We start from the raw sequence: 19623 nt of genomic DNA, 5'->3' as shown, positions 1-19623 counted from the left end.
GAAGGAATTAGAAAAAATTGTAATTTATTCCGTTGAATGATAATAATTGCTATTAGCAATTACATGTTTATTGCTACCGATATAGTGATCCGGCAGCACTGGCGCGGTGTACAGCGTGAAAACCCTGTGTTCAATGCCTGAACCGATCATAACCCGCCAAGATGTTTCGCGTGAAACGAAGCATTTTGGCATTTTTTTGTCCGTGTCGCGGTGCCTGTTTTTTAGATAAGCCACCCGTCACCGGTAATGACTTTTATTCACGGTTGGATACATAACCAAAGGGGAAGGACAGTGAACCAGATGCGTACTTTACTCGCACTGATGCCATGCGTGCTGATTGCTCCGGCGTATGCACAGGATGACACGACCAAAAAGGATGAGGCGAGCGGCGATGAGATGGTGATTACCGCCTCACGCTCGAATATCCAGCAGCAGAAAGCGCCGCAGGTGGTCACCGTGATTACCAAAGAGCAAATCGAGCAGCAGATGCAGGTCACCTCCGACTCATCGCAAATTCTGAGCAATCTGCTGCCTTCGTTCTCCCCCAGCCGGCAGAAAATGAGCGGCAGCGGTGAAACCTTCCGCGGTCGTGCACCGTTGGTTCTGATCGACGGTATCCCGCAATCCAACCCGCTGCGTCCGACTTACCGCGAGATGCACACCATAGACTACTCGATGGTCGAGCGTATTGAAGTCATCCACGGTGCCAACGCGACCAACGGCATGGGGGCGACAGGTGGGGTGATTAACATCATTACCCGTCGCCCGGAAAACGGTTCGTTTAATCAGCACATCAATGTGCAAACAACAGTCCCAACCGAGAAGATTCGCGGTGAAACCGCCAGCTATAAAACCACCTATCGGGTCGATGGGCGTGAAGACTATCTCGACTACCTGTTCTCCATTGGTTATGAGAATCAGGGGCTGTATCTGGACGGTAACAATCGACCTGTCGGTGTGGATAATACCCAGGGCGATACTATGGACTCCCGCTCTTACGATCTGTTAGCGAAAGTCGGCTACTGGCTGGATGACTATCAGCGTGTTCAACTGAGCGTGAATCGCTATAACATCAAAGGTGAGAATAACTACCTCAGCGTAGACGGCGTGCGCAGACTTGGCATTCCAACAACGTCGGTACGCGGCACGCCGCCGGGTGAAGCGCCGCATAACAGTGTATGGACAACGGGGTTGACTTATGAACACCACGATCTGGGGGGAATGAAGCTGTCTGCGCTGGTATTTAATCAACGCTATGAGGCGCTGTTTGGTGCAACCCTGTCGGATACTTTTCAGGATACGTCCATTGCGCCAATAGATACGCTTTACGATCAGTCGCGCGCGATTTCCAATAAGTACGGTACCAAGCTGGCGCTGACGAAAGATGACCTGCTGGATGACACGCTGAAAGTCACGGTCGGTTTCGATACGCTGTACGATAAGGGTAAGCAGGATCTCTACCTGACCAAGCGTACCTATGTGCCCGAGATGGAATACACCAACTATTCGCCGTTTATTCAGGGCGAATATCAACTGCTGGATAACGTCACGCTGCACGCGGGCGTCCGCCATGAAATCGCTAAGCTTCAGGTCAACGATTACCAAACGCTAGCGTACTACAAAAATGTGACGGTACAAGGCGGCAGTCCGAAATTTAATGAGACGCTGTATAACGCGGGTATCGTCTATGCCGCGACGGATTCCCTCAGTCTGTTTGCTAACTACTCGGAAGGATTCGGTATGCCGGACGTGGGGCGTGCGCTACGCTCGATCAACCGTACGGGTGTTAACCTGAAAAATTTTGACGGCTTTAAGCCGATAGTCACGGATAACGTAGAGACGGGATTCCGCTTCAAGAAAGATCGTTTCGATCTCGAAGCCAGCTACTATCAATCCAACGCGAAACTGGGTGAACGCGTGGTGCAAACTGGGGATGTCTTTACTTCCCAACGTCAGCGAACTCGTATTCAAGGCGTAGAGGTCACGACGGGCTATCAGATCAATGAGCAGCATAAAGTCAATGCGTCTTACGCCCATATGGAAGGGAAATATGACAGCAATAGCGACGGTAAACTGGATAAGAAGCTTAACGGTTTGAACAATATTGCGCCTGACCGGGTTATTGCCAGTTGGTCGGCGAACTGGAACGATAAGTGGAGTTCATTTGTGCAGGCGAATTATGCTTTTGGCCGTAGCTTTGATGATGCAGGATTAGCGTTTGACGGTTACTTGCTGATGGATGCGGCTGTGGGGTACAAACTGCCGTATGGCCGACTCAATGTCGCAGTGGCTAACCTGCTGGATAAGCAATACATCACCTATTATTCACAGGCGGCGCAGGCCAATGATACGCGCTATTTCTCCGGCCGTGGCCGCACGGTGACGCTGGGTTATTCGATTGATTTCTAAGCTTAACCGGTTTAATTCCGCTCTCAATTCAGCAACACGACCGCGTTTTGCGCTGGCCGTGTTGCTGTCTTTTTTACTGGTGACGTTGGCGCAGGCGGCAGAGCCACCGCGTCAGATTCGGCACGCGCTGGGTGTGACCACGGTAACAGGGACGCCGCTGCGTATCGTGACGCTGTTTCAGGGCGCGACGGACTCTGCCGTCGCGCTGGGAATCAAGCCGATTGGCGTGGTGGAATCGTGGACGGAGAAGCCGATTTACCGCTACCTTCGCCCCGCCTTGCAGGGCGTCACGCAGGTTGGACTGGAAACGCAGCCCAGTCTGGAAACCATCGCGCTACTCAAACCTGACCTCATCGTGGCGTCTACGTTTCGGCATGAGAAAATCTACGGTCTACTGTCGCAGATCGCGCCGACGATTGCGTTGGACAAGGTGTCTGAATTTAAAGAAACGGTGCAGATGATGGGCGTAGCGCTGAACCGGGAAGATAAGGCGAACGAAATTTTATTCAATTGGGATCGGCGCGTGGATTCCCTGCGCGATCGGCTGAAAACCCGGTTCGGCGAACGCTGGCCGCTCAGCGTGTCTATTCTTGAATTCCGTGAAGATCACCTGCGTACCTATCTGCCCGCCAGCTTTGCTGGATCGGTGCTGTCGGAAATTGGTTTTGTCTGGTCGCGGCCGGAAAGCTATACGTCAGGCGTGATGCAAAAGCTTACGAGCAAAGAGAGCATTCCGGTGGTGGATGCCGATCTGTTCTTTGTTTTGCTGCGGTCAGACAAACCCGCGGTAGCGCAGAACTATCGTGACTGGCAGGCTCACCCGCTCTGGCAGCGGCTGCATGCGCCCCAGCAGCAACAGGTTTATTCGGTGGATAACGTAGCCTGGAGCCTGTCTGGTGGTATTTTGGGCGCGAATAATATGCTGGATGATATCGAACGGCAGTTTGCTGGCAAAGCTGAGACCGTGGGTAAAAAAAGCGATATCACCAAGGAGAACCCTACGCGATGAGACAGGGCATCGTGACGGCAGCGGGTGTCGTATTGCTGCTGCTGAGTATCGTCGCCAGCCTGATGCTGGGGCAGTCGACGATTTCATTTAGCGCCATGTTCAACGCGCTATTCCATTACGATCCGCAGCAGATCGATCACATACTGGTGCTGACGACCCGCCTGTCGCGGACGGTGATTGCCATCGTTGTCGGTGCCAGCCTTGCCGTTGCCGGCGCGCTAATGCAGGCGCTGACGCGCAACCCGCTGGCCTCGCCGGGGATATTTGGCATTAATGCGGGAGCCATGTTTGCCATCGTCCTGCTATCTTCGCTATTTACCTTTTCCTCGCAGATCGCGCTGGCGTGGACGGCCTATCTGGGCGCGGCCGTTGCTGGCGTCATGGTGTACGTGCTGGGAACGTTGGGCAATGCTCGTTCTAGCCACTTACGCATTGTGCTGGCCGGAGCCGCCATTAGCGCACTGTTTATTTCGTTTACGCAGGCGCTGCTGGTGATCAATCAGGACGGGCTGGATAGCATGCTGTTCTGGCTGGCCGGGTCGGTGTCCGGCCGCAGTCTGTCGATGCTGTTACCGCTCCTGCCGTACTTTGTTATCGCGCTATTGCTCGCGCTGCTGCTGGCGCGTCACCTGAATATTCTGGTAGCAGGTGACGAGATCGCCAAAGGGCTGGGACAGCGAACGGCGCTGGTGCGTGCGTTGTCTGGGCTGTGCGTGATCGGGCTGGCGGGCGGCGCGGTGGCGATAGCCGGAAATATCGGCTTTGTCGGGCTGATCGTGCCGCATATTGTGCGCCGCGTGCTGTCTGCCGATCACCGCTGGCTGCTGCCCGGCTGCGCTATTTTCGGTGCCACGCTGTTGCTGCTGGCTGATGTCGCCTCGCGTCTGCTGATCGTGCCGCAGGAAGTGCCGGTCGGGGCAATGACTGCGCTGCTGGGGGCGCCATTCTTCATTTATCTGGCGAGAAGGGGAATGCGGCATGGGTAAGGTGTATACCGTGCGCGTGGGAAGGGTCTCGCGCCAGATTGATCGCCGCACGTCTGCGGTGGCCTTGCCGCTCCTGCTGGTACTGTTAGCTGTCGTGTTCCTCTCGCTGTCGCTGGGCGAGGTAGTGCTGTCGCCCGCGCAGGTGATGTCTGGGCTGTTGGGAAAGGCAGACCGCGGCGTGCACTTTATCGTCAACGACCTGCGGTTGCCGCGTGCGCTGCTGGCGCTGTTGGTGGGTGGCGCGCTGGCGATATCCGGCTTGATTCTGCAAAGCATTGTGCGCAATCCGCTGGCCTCGCCGGATATTCTGGGGATTACCAGTGGCGCATCGGCAGCGGCAGTGTTCTTTCTCTCGTTTCTGGCGACGGCGATAAGCCAGCGCTGGCTTCCTGTGGCAGCGATGGGCGGGGCGTGGATCACCGCCGTCGCCATTTATCTGCTGGCCTGGAAACAAGGCGCATCGCCGCTGCGGCTGGTGCTGGTCGGCGTTGGGCTGTCTGCCATTATGGGCGCGGCGGTGACTATGATGCTGGTGTTTAGCCCGATAGGTACCACGCTGACGGCCTATGTCTGGCTGACGGGCAGTATTTATGGCGCACAGTGGCAGCATGTGTCGGCGCTGGCGGGCTGGCTGCTGCTCGGTGCGACGTTTCTGGTGGGGCTGGCGCGACACGTTAATGTCCACGAGCTGGATGACGCGCTGGCCTGCGGTGTCGGGCAATCTGTCGGGCGCATCCGGCTCGCGCTGTTGACGCTGAGCGTCGCGCTGGCAGGGGCGGCGATTGCCTATGCGGGCGCGATGGCGTTTGTCGGCCTGCTGGCCCCGCATATTGCGAAAAAGTTGGCGAGCCGTTCATTCCCCGGACTGGCGCTGGTGTCGGCGCTGACGGGCGGATTGCTGGTGATGGTGGCCGATTTGATTGGCCGCACGGCGTTCTTACCGCTGGATCTGCCTGCCGGTATTTTTATCTCCGTGCTCGGCACGCCTTTCTTTATCTATTTACTGCTTCGGCAACGTTACTGAGATCGCAAGATGATGCTAGAAAATGTGTTGCCAACACACGTCCCCCCAACTGACCGACAGGCGATTGCCAGCCAGTCGCTAACGCTGAGTTACGAAAAACAGGTCGTGATTGATGCGCTGGATATCACACTGCCCGCCCAGAAAATTTCGGTGCTGGTGGGCAGTAACGGCTGCGGCAAGAGCACGTTATTGAAGTCGTTTGCCCGCCTGCTGAAACCCACGAGTGGGACGATTATCGTCAACGGGGCGGATATTCATCGGCAGTCCACCGTTGAGGTGGCGAAGTCATTGGCGATTCTTCCACAAACGCCGACTGCGCCGGAAGGCCTGACGGTCTATCAACTGGTGAAAATGGGGCGCTACCCGCATCAGTCATGGTTGAAGCAGTGGTCGGCAACGGATGAAGAAAAAGTGCTTCAGGCGTTGCGCAGCACTGGCGTGCTGGCATTAAAGGATCGTGCGGTGGATTCGCTGTCCGGCGGGCAGCGCCAGCGCGTCTGGATCGCGATGACGCTGGCGCAGGATACCGATATCGTTCTGCTGGATGAACCGACGACCTACCTCGATCTGGCGCATCAGATGGAGGTGTTGGATTTGCTGCGGGAACTGAACCTTCAGCAGCAGAAAACCATCGTTATGGTACTGCATGATTTGAATCTGGCGTGTCGCTACGCGCATCACATGGTGGCGGTACATAACCGGACGGTGTTTGCGCAGGGAAACCCGCGCGACATTCTCACGGAAGCCACGGTAAAGACGGTGTTTAACCTGAACTGCCGCATCATTGACGACCCGTTCTTCGGCACGCCGCTGTGCATTCCATTTGGACGTGAAGCGGTGGAGCACGTGGCCGATGTCGGCTAACCGCCTGACGGCACCGCAGTGGGCGATGCTCTCCGGCACGCTGCAATTAACGGATGCCTCACAGCGGGCAGGGCAGGAGAGTTGCCCGAGCCGTCGGGTGCTGGATCCTGAGTATTGCCGCTGGCTGCTGGAAACGCTGACGCCGGTGTTGCTGTCGCCATCGATCAAGATTACCGCCTCGCTGCTGGCGAAGCGGATAGGGTTCTTAACCACGGCCGCCAGCCTGTACGCCATGTCGGTGTATAACAAAGGACTGAACATGACGCTGGATAACAGCGTGCTGGAATTCGGACACAACGGCCTGTGGACGTCCACCATGCCGCTTTACGATCTGACGGTGTTCCTGCCGGAACTGGGGCAACGAGACGTGTGGCGCGATAGCCTGTTCGACACGCTGTTTGCTCAACACGTGTCGCCGATCTTGCATACGCTGGCGACGGTGTCGGGCGCACCGCTGCGCATTCTGTGGGAAAACGTCGCCGTGCGGGTGTTTTCGTTATACGAGCAGCGCATTGAGTGGGACGATCCGGCGGCGGCATGTTCGCCGGGAATGACGCTGATACAGCAGGTGCAGCAGGATTTCGACGCCTTGCTGGCTGCGCCCGGCGAACGTTTTGGCTGTGATGACAACCCGCTGAAACCGTTCTTTCGTGCGAAAACGCGGGTTCCCGTCGTGGGGCGTTCGGTGAACTTTCGCGACGTGCGCTTTCGCCGCACCTGCTGTTTTTATTACAAGGCGTCGCAGCCGCAGGAATACTGCCAAAACTGCCCGCTACTGCGTCCCACTAGAAAAACGTAGGGAACGTTTTTGAGATTGCTGACAAAGTCCGTAGAGCGGGAATAACGGATAGATCGTAAAGACGCTGTGAATACGTCCATGTTCGCTCGGCTTGCGCAGATATGAATCTCATCCCTGCCCGCCATACAAAAACGGGCTAACGCAGATAAAAATCCCTTAGTGGTCAGAATCTCTGCTACAATCGTCGGCAGTCATGCACCGTAGTTGTGCTCGTTCACCGTGGTTGTGCGTATGTCATTGTTTTACGTAGATTGTTAAGTAAGTTGTTACGTTAATCGTGGCCCGCCAAACCCGTCTTATTGACCCTCTGAAAACTACACCGGCTGCTGTCCGGTCAGAGCGGATCTGGAGTTGTTCTTTTTATGTCATTTGATTCTCTCGGCCTGAGTGCCGATATTCTGCGCGCGATTGACGAGCAGGGTTATCGCGATCCTACTCCCGTTCAGCGTCAGGCTATTCCTGTCGTGCTGGAAGGGCGCGATTTAATGGCCAGCGCGCAAACTGGTACGGGCAAAACGGCGGGCTTTACGCTGCCGTTATTACAATTGCTGACCAGCCGTGAAGCGCAGCACAAAGGGAAAGGTCGCCGCCCGGTACGCGCGCTGATCCTGACGCCAACCCGTGAACTGGCCGCGCAGATTGATGAAAATGTGAAGGCGTATAGCAAGTATCTGAGCCTGCGTTCACTGGTCGTCTTCGGTGGGGTGAGCATTAACCCACAGATGATGAAACTGCGCGGTGGCGTAGATATTCTGGTGGCGACACCGGGGCGTCTGCTCGATCTGGAGCATCAGCGCGCCGTTGACCTGTCACAGGTTGAAATTCTGGTACTGGATGAAGCGGATCGTATGCTGGATATGGGCTTCATTCACGACATTCGCCGTGTACTGGCGAAGTTGCCTGCTAAGCGTCAAAACCTGCTGTTCTCCGCGACCTTCTCTGATGAGATCAAGGCGCTGGCGAACAAGCTGCTGACTAATCCCGCCTCGGTTGAAGTCGTGCGTCGTAATACGCCGTCTGAACTGGTTACGCAGCATGTGCATTTTGTTGATAAGCGCCGCAAGCGTGAACTGCTGTCGCAGTTGATTGGTGAAAATAACTGGCAGCAGGTGCTGGTCTTTACCCGCACCAAACACGGCGCTAACCATCTGGCTGAACTGCTGGAAAAAGACGGCATTACTGCCGCGGCTATCCACGGTAATAAAAGTCAGGGGGCGCGTACTCGTGCGCTGGCGAACTTTAAAGACGGCAGCATTCGCGTGCTGGTCGCCACGGATATCGCCGCACGTGGTCTGGATATCGACCAACTGCCGCACGTGGTGAACTATGAGCTGCCAAACGTGCCGGAAGATTATGTTCACCGTATCGGCCGTACCGGTCGTGCGGAAGCAACGGGTGAAGCGCTGTCACTGGTCTGTGTGGATGAACACAAACTGCTGCGTGACATCGAGCGTTTGCTGAAGCGTGAGATTCCACGTATCGCTATCGAAGGCTACGAGCCGGATCCGTCCATCAAGGCAGAGCCGATTGTGAATGGCCGTCAGGGCAACCGTGGCGGTGGCAGCAGTGGTGGACGTAACGCATCTCCTCGCGCACAGTCTGGCGCGCCACGCGGTCAGTCCGAGCGCAGCCAGAGTCAAGGCGAACGCCGTCCGGCCGATGGCAATCGCCAGCCGCGTAAAGCGGGCGGTAGTAGCGATAGCCCGTGGGGTGGTAATAAAGGTAATAGTGGTAAGGGCAGTGGCGAAGGCCAACGCCGCGCGCCGCGTCCGCAAAACCGCAGTAAGCCAGCGGACAAGTAAAATCGATAGGGAGCCCAGCGGCTCCCTTTTTTTATCACGTTATTTTGCTGTTGCAGGTTGCGCAACGGGACGACGTGGACGATAGAACATCGCTGCGTTGCCCGCCAGAATCAGCAACAGGCCGATAAGCGCGTTGGGCCGCCACTGATAATCTTCAAACAGCGTCGAAATCGACAGTGCCACCAGCGGAAAGAGCAGCGTGGTGTAAGCCGCCTGACTGGCACCGATGCGACCGATCAGGCTGAAGTAGGCTCCGAAGCCGATGACTGAACCAAAGACAGCCAGATAGAACAGTGAACCCAGCCACCTGAGCCAGCAATTCAAAAAGGAATACGGCCTGACGCCGTCGGCGCTGCGGCTGGCACAGAAGTAGGTGGGGCGGACGGATGTCCGCCTTTCTCTTTTCTGGACGCGATTATTTCGCCGCCAGCAGGCATAAATTCAGCGCCACTTCATACGATTTTACAAACGACGGTACGGGTAAAAATTCAAAGCGCGAATGGAAATTGTGCGCGCCGGTGAAGAAGTTCGGTGTGAGCAACCCTTTGGCAGACAGCGCCGCACCGTCCGTGCCGCCACGCATTGGTGTCACCTTGGGTTCAATGCCCAGCGTGTCCAGTGCGGCAAACAGCAGGTCGATGGCCCGGCGATCGTCAGTGATGGCGTTGCTGATATTGCTGTAGATATCGGTGAGGGTGTAGGTCACGCTGCCAGTCGGGTACTGCGCGCCAATCTTCTCTGCGATCGCGGCGATCTGCTGCTTCCGCTGTTCAAACGTGGCTAAATCAAAATCGCGGATAGACGCCTTAAGCTTCGCTTCATTGGCATTCGCCGTCAGATCGTTAAACCAGACATAGCCCTCGCGTCCCTCTGTGTGCTCCGGCGTCTGCTGGCGATCGAACTGGCTGATAAAGTCATGCGCCATGAGTAGCGGGTTAACCAGCACGCCTTTCGCCGACATCGGGTGAGCGGGCACACCGGTAAAGCGAATTTCCGCGGAAGCCGCATTGAAGTTCTCATACACCACTTCACCTAGCTCGCAGCAGTCGATGGTGTAGGCGAAATCGACATCAAAGCGTTTGAGATCGAGCGCTTTTGCCCCACGCAGCCCAATTTCTTCATCCGGCACGAAGGCCACCACGATATCGCCGTGCGGCGTCGCGTCGGTCAGGTTTTCCATGAGCGTCATCACCACGGTAACGGCAGCCTTGTTGTCCGCGCCGAGTACGCTGGTGCCGTCGCTAAAAATAATGTCCTGCCCAACATACGGCAGAATTTCCGGGTGTTCCGCCGTGCGCAGCCAGATGTCTTGTTCGGCATTCAGACACAGGTCTTCACCGGTAAAGTGCAACGTTTGCGGATGAATATGCGGCGACAGGCCGACGTCGACCGTATCGATATGGGTAATAAAACCGATGCGCGGTGCGGACGGACAGTTGCCCGGCTTCACGGCTGTCACGGTGGCGTGCTCATCAATGACCACATCCTGTAGGCCCAGTACACGCAGCTCGTCCGCCAGCAATCGCGCCATTTCATGCTGTTCCGGCGTGCTAGGCAATGTTGTCGAACTGGCATCGCTTTGGCTGGTGACGGCGAGATAACGGTAAAAACGCGTGCTGAGCTGGTGAGCCAAACGGTCTGTCATAACGAATCCTTTTTATTCAGTAATAGCTACGACAGTTATCCTAACGTAGAAATTATTTCATTCGATGGTTTTATTTGTCATTTTATGGTCATGGTTTTTATATTTCAGACAGCGGAAGTAAGAAAGCCAACGCACTAAATGGGACACGAATAACACTAAATAGGACACGAATAACACAATAAGCGAGGACTGGAATGAAAAAAGCAGGAATACGATTGACTCTGGCAGTGTTGACGCTGGCGATCGCTTCAGCGGCCTCGGCGAATACGCTGGTGTACTGCTCTGAAGGATCGCCGGAAAACTTTAACCCGCAGCTTTATACCTCGGGTACCAGCGTGGATGCCAGCGCCGTGCCGATTTATAACCGTCTGGTGGATTTCAAAGTGGGCACCACGGAGCTGGTGCCGAGTCTGGCAGAACGCTGGGACATTAGCGCCGATGGACGCGTCTATACCTTCCATTTGCGCAAAGGCGTGAAATTCCAGAGTAATAAATACTTCAAACCTTCGCGTGATTTTACCGCTGACGACGTTATTTTCTCCTTCATGCGGCAAAAAGATCCGCAGCATCCTTACCACAGTGTCTCGAAAGGGACCTATGCCAATTTTGAAAGTTTGTCCTTTGGCTCGCTGATCCAGAGCATCGAGAAAGTGGATGACCACACGGTGCGCTTTACGCTCTCCCATGCGGAAGCCCCGTTTCTGGCTGATTTAGCCTGGTACTTCGCGTCTATCCTCTCTGCGGAATATGCCGATGCGATGCTCAAAGCTGGGACGCCGGAGCGCGTGGATATGGAGCCGATTGGCACCGGACCTTTTGAATTAGCGCAGTATCAGAAAGATTCCCGCATTCTGTTTAAAGCGTTCCCTGCTTATTGGGAAGGCAAGGCCAAGCTGGATCGGCTAATTTTCACCATCACGCCGGATGCCTCCGTGCGGTACGCCAAGCTGGAAAAGAATGAGTGTCAGGTGATGCCGTTCCCTAATCCTGCCGACCTGCCGCGTATGAAAGAGAACAAGGACATCGTGCTGATGCAAAAGGCCGGATTGAACACCGGCTTCCTGTCATTCAATACCCAGAAGGCACCGACGGATAATGTGAAAGTGCGGCAAGCGTTAACGATGGCGATTAACAAGCCAGCGATTATCGAAGCCGTTTTTCAGGGAACCGGAACGGCGGCGAAAAACCTGCTGCCGCCAGGTGTCTGGAGTGCCGATAGCGACCTGAAAGATTATGACTACGATCCTGAGAAGGCGAAGGCGTTACTGAAAGAAGCGGGTTTGGCAGAAGGCACTGCCATCGAGCTGTGGGCGATGCCGGTACAGCGTCCGTATAACCCGAACGCCCGCCGCATGTCGGAGATGATTCAGGCAGACTGGGCTAAAGTCGGTGTGCAGGCCAAAATTGTCACCTTCGAGTGGGGCGAATACCTGAAAAGGGTGAAAGGCGGTGAACATCAGGCGGCATTGATGGGCTGGACAACGGCGACGGGCGATCCTGATAATTTCTTCGGACCGCTCTTTACCTGTACGGCAGCCAACGGTGGTTCTAACTCGGCAAAATGGTGTTATGCGCCGTTTGATAAAATCATTATTGAAGCGCGCGCTTCACAGGATCACGAGCAGCGTATTGCCCTATACAGGCAGGCACAGCAGATGATGCACGATCAGGCACCGGCCGTCATGATTGCGCATTCCACCATCTTTGAACCCGTGCGTAAGGAAGTGACTGGATATGAGGTCGACCCGTTCGGTAAGCATATTTTCTATCAGGTCGATGTGAAGAAGTAAGACGCAGAAAGTCCGGTACTGTGTGCTGGGCTCAGACTGTTGACAAACTTATTTGTCGAACGAAAACGGGAGTAACGGAATAGAAGAGTAAAGCGTTTGCGCCATGGACAAAAATGTCAGGAACGTTTTTGAACGTCGCTAGCGACGGCCCTGAAAGGGTGAATCTCAGGGATGAGATTCATATCTGCGCAATCCGAGCGTACAGGGATGTATTTACAGCGTCTTTACGATCTATCCGTTACTACCGCTCTACGGACTCTGGTGTGATGCGGTTACTCGGTTTCATCACCGTAATACAGCTTACCGATGCGGATAATATCGCGCCCCTGTGATTTGCGATGCTTATTGGAATCGCGCAGGGAATAAATGCAGCCGCAATACTCCTGTTGATAGAAACGTTCGCGTTTGCTGATTTCGATCATGCGCGACGAGCCACCGCCTTTGCGCCAGTTGTAATCCCAGTAGGTGACGCCGGGATATTTCTGCGCGGCGTTATGTCCACACTCGGTAATCTGCTGCATGTTTTTCCAGCGTGAAATCCCCAGTGAACTGGAAATGACGCTAAAGCCATTTTCTGCGGCGCACAGCGCCGTACGCTCGAAACGCATATCAAAACACATGGTGCAGCGAATGCCGCGTTCAGGTTCCCATTCCATGCCTTTGGCGCGTTCAAACCAGTTATCCGTATCGTAATCTGCGTCGATGAAAGGCACGTTATGCTGTTCGGCGAAACGGATATTTTCTTCTTTACGGATCAGATATTCACGCTGCGGGTGGATATTGGGGTTATAAAAGAAAATGGTGTAGTCGATGCCTGAAGCGGTGATGGCTTCCATGACTTCACCCGAGCAGGGCGCACAGCAGGAGTGCAGCAGCAGCTTGTCGGCATTATTCGGCAGAGAAAGCTGTGGGCGTTGCAGCGCGCCGGTTTTGATATTCGACATAGTTTTGACATTCGACATAGTTTTGACATTCGACATAGTTTTGACATTCGACATAAATAGACTCGTCATACTTCGTTGTGGTCCGCAAGGACGGCGTCGGCACAAATTCGTCACGAATTATTGATGATATGTTCACAAGAGGCAACCTCATGGTCCTTCCAGCGTTATCTTTCCCGTTGCGTTCCCCGTACAATACCCACTAACATTGCCTAATGCCGATCGTTTAAGGATCGAGATACCGGAGGCTACCACGGTGCGAGGTATCCCTGCGGGAACCTCATCACCGTGTTTCCTCCTAAATCCACGCTTAAGTGAACAGCATTACCCTAAGTTGCCTGCTTTTTTTGGCCTGACTGGCTGTGATTAACGATCGAATGGTTACCGAGTAGCGTTATGCGTGTTCTGCTTGCCCCGATGGAAGGGGTTCTCGACTCATTAGTGCGAGAACTGCTGACTGAAGTAAATGATTATGACCTGTGCATCACCGAATTCTTACGCGTGGTGGATCAGTGCCTGCCGGTTAAATCCTTTTATCGCCTTTGCCCGGAATTACACCATGCCAGTCGCACGCCGTCGGGTACGCTGGTGCGTGTGCAGCTACTGGGGCAATATCCGCAGTGGCTGGCGGAAAATGCGGCGCGGGCGGTAGAGCTGGGCTCGTATGGCGTCGATCTCAACTGCGGCTGCCCGTCGAAGCTGGTGAACGGCAGCGGGGGCGGGGCGACGCTGTTGAAAGATCCCGAACTGATTTATCAAGGCGCAAAAGCGATGCGTGAGGCGGTGCCCGCACACTTGCCGGTCACGGTGAAAATCCGGCTGGGCTGGGATTCGGGCGCTCGCCAGTTTGAGATTGCCGATGCGGTGCAGCAGGCGGGTGCAAGCGAGCTGGCCGTGCATGGCCGCACGAAGGAAGACGGTTACAAGGCCGAATGCATCAACTGGCAGGCGATAGGGGAAATCCGCCAGCGTCTGCGGATTCCGGTGATCGCCAACGGTGAAATCTGGGACTGGCAAAGCGCGCAGGACTGTATGGCGACGACGGGCTGCGATGCGGTGATGATCGGGCGGGGCGCGCTGAATGTGCCAAACCTGAGCCGCGTGATTAAGTATAACGAACCGCGTATGCCGTGGCCTGAGGTCATGCTGCTGCTACAAAAATATGTGCAGTTGGAAAAGCAGGGCGACACGGGACTGTATCATGTCGCACGCATCAAACAGTGGCTCGGCTATTTGCGTAAAGAGTATGACGACGCCACCGAATTATTCAGCGAGATCCGCACCTTGAAGACTTCGGCGGATATCGCCCGTGTGATTGGTGAGCCATAGGCGCTCACCGCTTTCCCGTTCTTGGTTTCCTGACAGTGTCTGTTCAGATTTAACGCACCTCATCGCTCTCCCGCTGGCCTGTACTTTACTTTACGAATCGGTTGACGGTATAACACTCCATCTATCTGGAAGTTTAGACGTCTATAAAGAAAGGTCATCATGGAACAACACGCATCAGGCACGGAAGGGCAGTTTAAGCGCACCATGAAAGCTCGCCATTTGGTGATGCTTTCTCTTGGCGGCGTCATCGGTACTGGCCTGTTTTTCAATACGGGCTACATTATTTCGACGACGGGCGCGGCCGGAACGCTATTGGCGTATCTGATCGGCGCGCTGGTGGTGTATCTGGTGATGCTGAGTCTGGGTGAGCTGTCCGTTGCCATGCCGGAAACTGGCGCGTTCCATGTATATGCTTCCCGCTATCTCAGTCCCGCAACGGGCTATACCGTGGCATGGCTGTATTGGCTGACGTGGACGGTTGCGTTGGGCTCCAGCCTGACCGCTGCCGGTTTTTGCATGCAGTATTGGTTTCCGCAGGTGCCGGTCTGGACCTGGTGCTTGCTGTTTTGTGTGCTGATCTATTTGCTGAATATTGTGTCTTCCCGCTTCTTTGCCGAAGGAGAATTCTGGTTCTCTATTGTTAAAGTCGTCACGATTCTCGCTTTTATCGTGCTCGGTGCTGGCGCGATGTTTGGCTTTATTCCGATGCAGGACGGTTCACCCGCGCCGTTCTTCCAAAACATTACCGCGTCTGGCTGGTTTCCACACGGCGGCCTGCCGATTCTGATGACGATGGTGGCGGTGAACTTCGCCTTCTCCGGCACGGAACTGATCGGCATCGCGGCTGGCGAAACCGAGAATCCGCAGAAGGTGGTGCCAATGGCGATTCGTACTACCGTCGCGCGGCTGGTGATCTTTTTTCTGGGGACGGTGTTGGTGCTGGCGGCGATCATTCCGATGGAAGAGGCCGATATTGCTAAAAGCCCGTTTGTGCTGGTGTTTGAAAAAATTGGTATTCCTTACGCGGCCGACATTTTTAATTTCGTCATTTTGACGGCGATCCTGTCCGCTGCTAACTCAGGGCTGTATGCCTCGGGGCGTATGCTGTGGTCGCTGTCTAACGAAGGCACATTGCCGCGCCGTTTTTCTCGCCTGACGCGTCGTGGCATTCCGCTTTTTGCCATTTCCGTCAGTATGCTGGGCGGGCTGTTGGCGCTGTTTTCCAGCGTGGTTGCACCGGATACCGTCTACGTGGCGCTGTCCGCGATTTCCGGCTTTGCCGTCGTGGCGGTGTGGCTGAGCATCTGCGCCTCGCACTATATGTTCCGCCGTCACCATGTCCGCGCGGGAAAACCGCTTTCCGACCTGCAATATCGCGCCCCTTGGTTCCCGATCACGCCGATTCTTGGTTTCCTGCTCTGCCTGCTGGCCTGCGTCGGGCTGGCGTTTGACCCAAGCCAGCGGATTGCCCTGTGGTGTGGAATTCCGTTTGTCGCGCTGTGCTATGGTGCTTATTATTTCACGCAGTCAATGAAGAAACGTAGATTAATGGGAGCGGAAGACATTGCGTAAAAATACGGTTACCGAAATGCTGGCGACGGCATCAACGATTGTGCTGGACGGTGCGTTGGCAACCGAACTGGAAGCGCGCGGCTGTGATTTAACGGATCCGCTGTGGTCGGCGAAAGTGCTGGTTGAAAATCCGGCGCTGATTTATCAGGTGCACCTCGATTATTTCAAAGCTGGGGCACAGTGTGCGATTACGGCTAGCTATCAGGCGACGCCGCAAGGGTTTGAGGCGCGCGGGTATAGCGAAGCAGAATCACTGGCGCTGATTGCCAAGAGCGTACAGTTGGCGGCTCAGGCGCGGGATGATTACCGGCGCGATAATCCGCAGACTGGCACGCTGCTGGTGGCGGGATCGGTGGGGCCGTACGGTGCTTATCTGGCGGATGGTTCGGAGTATCGCGGTGATTATCAACTGCCGCAGGCTGAGATGATGGCGTTTCATCGGCCGCGCATAGCGGCGCTGCATGAGGCGGGTGCCGATCTGTTGGCCTGCGAGACGCTGCCGTCTTTTGCCGAAATAGAGGCGCTGATTGCGCTACTAGCCGAGTTCCCTCAGGCGCAGGCCTGGTTCTCCTTCACGCTGCGTGACAGCGAACATCTCAGCGACGGCACGCCATTGCGCACGGTGCTGGATCGGGTCAACGCCTGCTCTCAGGTGGTCGCTGTGGGTATCAACTGCATCGCGCTGGAAAACGTGACGCCCGCGCTGACGCACCTGTCCTCGCTGACGGATTTGCCGTTGGTGGTTTATCCCAATTCCGGCGAGCAGTATGATGCGGTAACGAAAACCTGGAGCAGCGCTCACGACGACGCCTGCTCGTTGACTGCGTATTTGCCCGAGTGGCAGGCAGCAGGCGCACGGCTGATTGGCGGCTGTTGCCGAACCACACCCGCCGATATCGCCGGTATTGCACGCTGCTGCCAGCATGAGGGGCAGCACTGAATAAGGGGATGCCGTGATGGAAAATGATGTGAACCTGCAACAGGCGTATTCGCTTGCCAGACAGCGCGTCGCGCCGGATGTGCCGGTAACAGTACTGTATATTGGCGAGCAGCAGACGACCGTCGTCTGTGGGACGGCATCACAACCGTCTGCAACCCTGCAATTAACCATCGGTTTTGACAAAACGGCAGCGGCATTTTTCAAGCATCTTCCTCCAACGCCGGACGAAATGGAGCGGGCGATCATGGCGGTTGAGGATGAAATGACGCGTATTCGCCATGACATCCCTGCGGATTCCGTTCTGTTTTCTTTCGACTCCGCATTGGTGACCCTCGCACAGATTTCGGGAGCAGAAGAAGAGGACGCAGGCTGGCGTTTGCCACAGGATGACATGGAGCGGACATTTAAACGTCTGGAACGCGTCATGCTGGGGAGTCCGGCGACCTGGGAAGGGATTCCGCTAGAGAACGCTTTCTCCGCCCGATTGCTGATTTTGCGTGAGTTTATGCACCATCACGGCTTCGATTCTGCCCTGATTCTGCTATTACCTACCGTTGCGGCGTGAAGAACTAGCGGTTTTTCCCTTCTCAGCTACTATTAACGGCGGTCAGCGTCCAGCAAGGATTCTGACCGCATTTTTTTGCTGGGAAATCGCCGATAGCATTCGTCAACAGATATTCGTTGCCTAGAAATTGCGCTCGGGATATCTGCCGTTGTAAGGTAATAACGCCGCATGATTATCGCGGTGACAGGACGTAAGGTGTTAATCAAGGAGGGTGAGAGGACGGCCATTCGGCCATATTATGTTACCTGTATGATCTATTTTTGCGGATGACCGAATCATTATTATCTTGAATTTCCGTATGGCAGCGTAATAAAACGCTGTTTCGATATGGCGGGGAGTCAATGTTATTTCAGGGAGTCCAGTGAGGGGAAAGAACATGGTTGAACATTTCACAGGGAAATATGAAGTTGAACTTAAATTTCGCATCGACGATATAGCGGTTTTCAGAAATACGCTTTTTAGCCTTCACCCAGAGGCTTTCGTCTTTGAAAATAAAGAACACGATGTTTATTACGATGATGCAGAGAGGTGTTTACAGAAGCAAAATATCAAAATGCTGGTGCGACGTATGGAGCCATCGGGCATTAAGCTCTGGATCGTAAAAGGGCCGGGTGTCGATCGCTGCGAAGCGGTTAACGTTGAAGGTTTTGAAAAAACCGACAGCATGCTACAGACATTAGGGTATCAACCCCTTTTTGAAATTCATAAAATTCGCAGCATCTACTTTTTAAATGCCTTCCACATTACGCTCGATTATATTGAATCACTGGGTTATTTTGTAGAAATATCGGTAATGACCGATGATGAAACCCAGTTGAAAGCACTCAGAGATCGGTGTATAGAGTGTGCGCTACGGCTTCAATTGCCATTGGATAATATTGAAACGAAATCCTATTATCAATTATTAGGTTTTAATTAATTGTTCTATTCTAGTTATTGAATTGTTGTTTTTTATTGTTCGATTTACACACGGGGAAATGATGAAAAAATCTATTTCGGCGGTGCTGGTCACGTTAGTGATGGCTTTTTCTCTGGCCGCTCATGGTACCGATGTGGTGCACTATAAAGACGGTGCCTACATCGGTAAAGCGCAGGGGAGGGCGGCAGACGTTGAGGTCACGGTCAGCATTAAAGACGGGAAGATTGCTAATGCTGAAGTGCTGAAGCATGGCGATACCGAAGCGATGATGCTGAGCGCGACGGATCAAATTGTGCCAGAACTCATTGAGAAGCAGGACATTAGCAAAGTAGATGCGGTAACGGGGGCAACGTTATCGAGTCAGGGGGTGATTAACGCGGTGAAACAGGCGCTGGAACAGGCCAAAATCACGCCATAGTCGCACAGTTTTTGGACTATCACCGTTTATGAAAGCTTCATTGATGAAGGCTTAATTGATAAAGGAAATGGTACAGCCGTGGAGAACCTGCTGATTATTCTGCGTCACACGCCTTATTGGGTGTGGATCGTTTTGGGTTATCTGATTTATGTCGGCGTAAAAGCCAGTCGGCCGCGACAGCAATCACTGGTACGGATGTTAGTTGTGCCGATGGTTTTCATGGTGTGGGGTATTAGCGCAATTTTTCACACGTTGATGCTCCCGCTGGCGGCTGCGGGGGGATTTCTACTGGCGTTGATTATTGGGCTGGGCATCGGCTGGGCGTGGGGGAAGACGTCAGGAACCTACCTACCGGAATTGCGCCATTTTCAACGCACCGGCTCGTGGTGGCCGCTGGTCTTGATGCTGTTGACGTTTTGTTCTCGTTTCTATTTTTCCGTCCAACTGGCTCGGTTTCCCACGCTGGCGCATGACCCCGTGTTCTGCCTGTTGTCCGGTGCAGCGAGTGGGATTACCGCGGGGATATTCAGCGGCGTCAGCCTGCGTTTGCTCAACCACATGCGCAAAATAAGACCGCTTCTGACGTAATGCCATAAAAAACAGTGGGTTGC

The 19623-nt window shown here is 54.5% G+C and carries 18 protein-coding genes and 1 pseudogene; 16 read left to right on the top strand and 3 right to left on the bottom strand.

Annotation, left to right across the window (positions count from 1 at the left end; all coding sequences use genetic code 11):
- Window positions 1-300: 300 nt before the first annotated feature.
- The 7 genes from EO763_RS13885 to rhlE all read left to right on the top strand — a co-directional run bounded on the left by EO763_RS13885 (window position 301) and on the right by rhlE (window position 8893).
- Window positions 301-2409 (top strand): TonB-dependent receptor, encoded by a 2109-nt coding sequence (locus tag EO763_RS13885; RefSeq protein ID WP_161529298.1) that lies wholly within the window; start codon window positions 301-303, stop codon window positions 2407-2409.
- Window positions 2399-3418, top strand: coding sequence for an ABC transporter substrate-binding protein (locus EO763_RS13880; RefSeq protein ID WP_161529297.1), 1020 nt, complete (start codon window positions 2399-2401; stop codon window positions 3416-3418). Before EO763_RS13885 ends, EO763_RS13880 begins: the two co-directional genes overlap by 11 nt.
- A complete protein-coding gene (locus tag EO763_RS13875; protein ID WP_161529296.1) occupies window positions 3415-4404 on the top strand; it encodes a FecCD family ABC transporter permease in 990 nt (329 codons plus the stop codon). The genes EO763_RS13880 and EO763_RS13875 overlap by 4 nt, the downstream gene beginning before the upstream one ends.
- Window positions 4397-5428 (top strand): FecCD family ABC transporter permease, encoded by a 1032-nt coding sequence (locus EO763_RS13870; protein WP_161529295.1) that lies wholly within the window; start codon window positions 4397-4399, stop codon window positions 5426-5428. The genes EO763_RS13875 and EO763_RS13870 overlap by 8 nt, the downstream gene beginning before the upstream one ends.
- Before the next feature lie 12 nt (window positions 5429-5440).
- Window positions 5441-6292 carry an ABC transporter ATP-binding protein gene (locus EO763_RS13865; RefSeq protein WP_161530399.1) on the top strand — a complete coding sequence of 284 codons (852 nt, stop codon included), beginning with the start codon at window positions 5441-5443 and terminating at the stop codon, window positions 6290-6292.
- The gene (locus tag EO763_RS13860) at window positions 6282-7091 is read left to right on the top strand and encodes an IucA/IucC family C-terminal-domain containing protein (protein ID WP_161529294.1); all 810 of its coding nucleotides are present in this window, start codon (window positions 6282-6284) and stop codon (window positions 7089-7091) included. The genes EO763_RS13865 and EO763_RS13860 overlap by 11 nt, the downstream gene beginning before the upstream one ends.
- A gap of 362 nt (window positions 7092-7453) precedes the next feature.
- Complete coding sequence (gene rhlE / locus EO763_RS13855) at window positions 7454-8893, top strand: ATP-dependent RNA helicase RhlE (RefSeq protein WP_161529293.1); 1440 nt, start codon at window positions 7454-7456, stop codon at window positions 8891-8893.
- Between the two features lie 39 nt (window positions 8894-8932).
- Here rhlE and EO763_RS13850 read toward each other — a convergent pair.
- Window positions 8933-9199: pseudogene (locus tag EO763_RS13850) on the bottom strand (EamA family transporter); the annotation flags it as partial.
- Between the two features lies 1 nt (window position 9200).
- Between EO763_RS13850 and EO763_RS13845 the strand changes: the two are divergent.
- Entirely contained in the window at window positions 9201-9266 is a 66-nt protein-coding gene (locus EO763_RS13845; RefSeq protein ID WP_244322096.1) for a hypothetical protein, read from the top strand.
- Between the two features lie 42 nt (window positions 9267-9308).
- Here EO763_RS13845 and pepT read toward each other — a convergent pair whose 3' ends face one another.
- Window positions 9309-10538: a peptidase T gene (pepT, locus tag EO763_RS13840; RefSeq protein WP_161529292.1), complete on the bottom strand. Its 1230-nt coding sequence runs from the start codon at window positions 10536-10538 to the stop codon at window positions 9309-9311.
- 194 nt (window positions 10539-10732) lie between these two features.
- Here pepT and EO763_RS13835 point away from each other — a divergent pair, with 194 nt between their 5' ends.
- Entirely contained in the window at window positions 10733-12328 is a 1596-nt protein-coding gene (locus EO763_RS13835) for an ABC transporter substrate-binding protein (RefSeq protein WP_161529291.1), read from the top strand.
- A 272-nt stretch (window positions 12329-12600) separates the two neighbouring features.
- Here EO763_RS13835 and EO763_RS13830 read toward each other — a convergent pair whose 3' ends face one another.
- Window positions 12601-13272, bottom strand: a complete 672-nt coding sequence (locus tag EO763_RS13830; RefSeq protein ID WP_161529290.1) for an epoxyqueuosine reductase QueH — start codon at window positions 13270-13272, stop codon at window positions 12601-12603.
- Window positions 13273-13665: 393 nt separating this feature from the next.
- Here EO763_RS13830 and dusC point away from each other — a divergent pair, with 393 nt between their 5' ends.
- The 7 genes from dusC (at window position 13666) to EO763_RS13795 (ending at window position 19600) form a co-directional block, all read left to right on the top strand.
- Window positions 13666-14598: a tRNA dihydrouridine(16) synthase DusC gene (dusC, locus tag EO763_RS13825; protein WP_039493450.1), complete on the top strand. Its 933-nt coding sequence runs from the start codon at window positions 13666-13668 to the stop codon at window positions 14596-14598.
- A 159-nt stretch (window positions 14599-14757) separates the two neighbouring features.
- Window positions 14758-16170, top strand: a complete 1413-nt coding sequence (gene mmuP / locus EO763_RS13820) for an S-methylmethionine permease (RefSeq protein WP_161529289.1) — start codon at window positions 14758-14760, stop codon at window positions 16168-16170.
- The gene (gene mmuM / locus EO763_RS13815; RefSeq protein ID WP_161529288.1) at window positions 16163-17110 is read left to right on the top strand and encodes a homocysteine S-methyltransferase; all 948 of its coding nucleotides are present in this window, start codon (window positions 16163-16165) and stop codon (window positions 17108-17110) included. Before mmuP ends, mmuM begins: the two co-directional genes overlap by 8 nt.
- Before the next feature lie 16 nt (window positions 17111-17126).
- Window positions 17127-17675, top strand: a complete 549-nt coding sequence (locus tag EO763_RS13810; protein ID WP_161530398.1) for a hypothetical protein — start codon at window positions 17127-17129, stop codon at window positions 17673-17675.
- A gap of 376 nt (window positions 17676-18051) precedes the next feature.
- A complete protein-coding gene (gene cyaB, locus EO763_RS13805) occupies window positions 18052-18594 on the top strand; it encodes a class IV adenylate cyclase (RefSeq protein ID WP_161529287.1) in 543 nt (180 codons plus the stop codon).
- Window positions 18595-18655: 61 nt separating this feature from the next.
- Window positions 18656-19012, top strand: coding sequence for an FMN-binding protein (locus EO763_RS13800; RefSeq protein ID WP_161530397.1), 357 nt, complete (start codon window positions 18656-18658; stop codon window positions 19010-19012).
- Between the two features lie 78 nt (window positions 19013-19090).
- Window positions 19091-19600 carry a DUF6622 family protein gene (locus EO763_RS13795; RefSeq protein ID WP_161529286.1) on the top strand — a complete coding sequence of 170 codons (510 nt, stop codon included), beginning with the start codon at window positions 19091-19093 and terminating at the stop codon, window positions 19598-19600.
- Window positions 19601-19623 lie beyond the last annotated feature (23 nt).

The organism is Pectobacterium odoriferum (assembly GCF_009931295.1).
GTDB lineage: Bacteria > Pseudomonadota > Gammaproteobacteria > Enterobacterales > Enterobacteriaceae > Pectobacterium > Pectobacterium odoriferum.
The sequence above is the reverse complement of the archived record's forward strand: the minus strand, read 5'-3'. Positions and strand labels throughout refer to the sequence as shown.

What these genes read in the sequence shown, in the direction of transcription:
- EO763_RS13885 (WP_161529298.1), top strand. Translation starts at nt 301, where the DNA reads ATGCGTACTTTACTCGCACTGATGCCATGCGTGCTGATTGCTCCGGCG.
- EO763_RS13875 (WP_161529296.1), top strand. Translation starts at nt 3,415, where the DNA reads ATGAGACAGGGCATCGTGACGGCAGCGGGTGTCGTATTGCTGCTGCTG.
- EO763_RS13870 (WP_161529295.1), top strand. Translation starts at nt 4,397, where the DNA reads ATGGGTAAGGTGTATACCGTGCGCGTGGGAAGGGTCTCGCGCCAGATT.
- EO763_RS13865 (WP_161530399.1), top strand. Translation starts at nt 5,441, where the DNA reads ATGCTAGAAAATGTGTTGCCAACACACGTCCCCCCAACTGACCGACAG.
- EO763_RS13860 (WP_161529294.1), top strand. Translation starts at nt 6,282, where the DNA reads ATGTCGGCTAACCGCCTGACGGCACCGCAGTGGGCGATGCTCTCCGGC.
- rhlE (WP_161529293.1), top strand. Translation starts at nt 7,454, where the DNA reads ATGTCATTTGATTCTCTCGGCCTGAGTGCCGATATTCTGCGCGCGATT.
- pepT (WP_161529292.1), bottom strand. Translation starts at nt 10,538, where the DNA reads ATGACAGACCGTTTGGCTCACCAGCTCAGCACGCGTTTTTACCGTTAT.
- EO763_RS13835 (WP_161529291.1), top strand. Translation starts at nt 10,733, where the DNA reads ATGAAAAAAGCAGGAATACGATTGACTCTGGCAGTGTTGACGCTGGCG.
- EO763_RS13830 (WP_161529290.1), bottom strand. Translation starts at nt 13,272, where the DNA reads ATGTCGAATATCAAAACCGGCGCGCTGCAACGCCCACAGCTTTCTCTG.
- dusC (WP_039493450.1), top strand. Translation starts at nt 13,666, where the DNA reads ATGCGTGTTCTGCTTGCCCCGATGGAAGGGGTTCTCGACTCATTAGTG.
- mmuP (WP_161529289.1), top strand. Translation starts at nt 14,758, where the DNA reads ATGGAACAACACGCATCAGGCACGGAAGGGCAGTTTAAGCGCACCATG.
- EO763_RS13810 (WP_161530398.1), top strand. Translation starts at nt 17,127, where the DNA reads ATGGAAAATGATGTGAACCTGCAACAGGCGTATTCGCTTGCCAGACAG.
- cyaB (WP_161529287.1), top strand. Translation starts at nt 18,052, where the DNA reads ATGGTTGAACATTTCACAGGGAAATATGAAGTTGAACTTAAATTTCGC.
- EO763_RS13800 (WP_161530397.1), top strand. Translation starts at nt 18,656, where the DNA reads ATGAAAAAATCTATTTCGGCGGTGCTGGTCACGTTAGTGATGGCTTTT.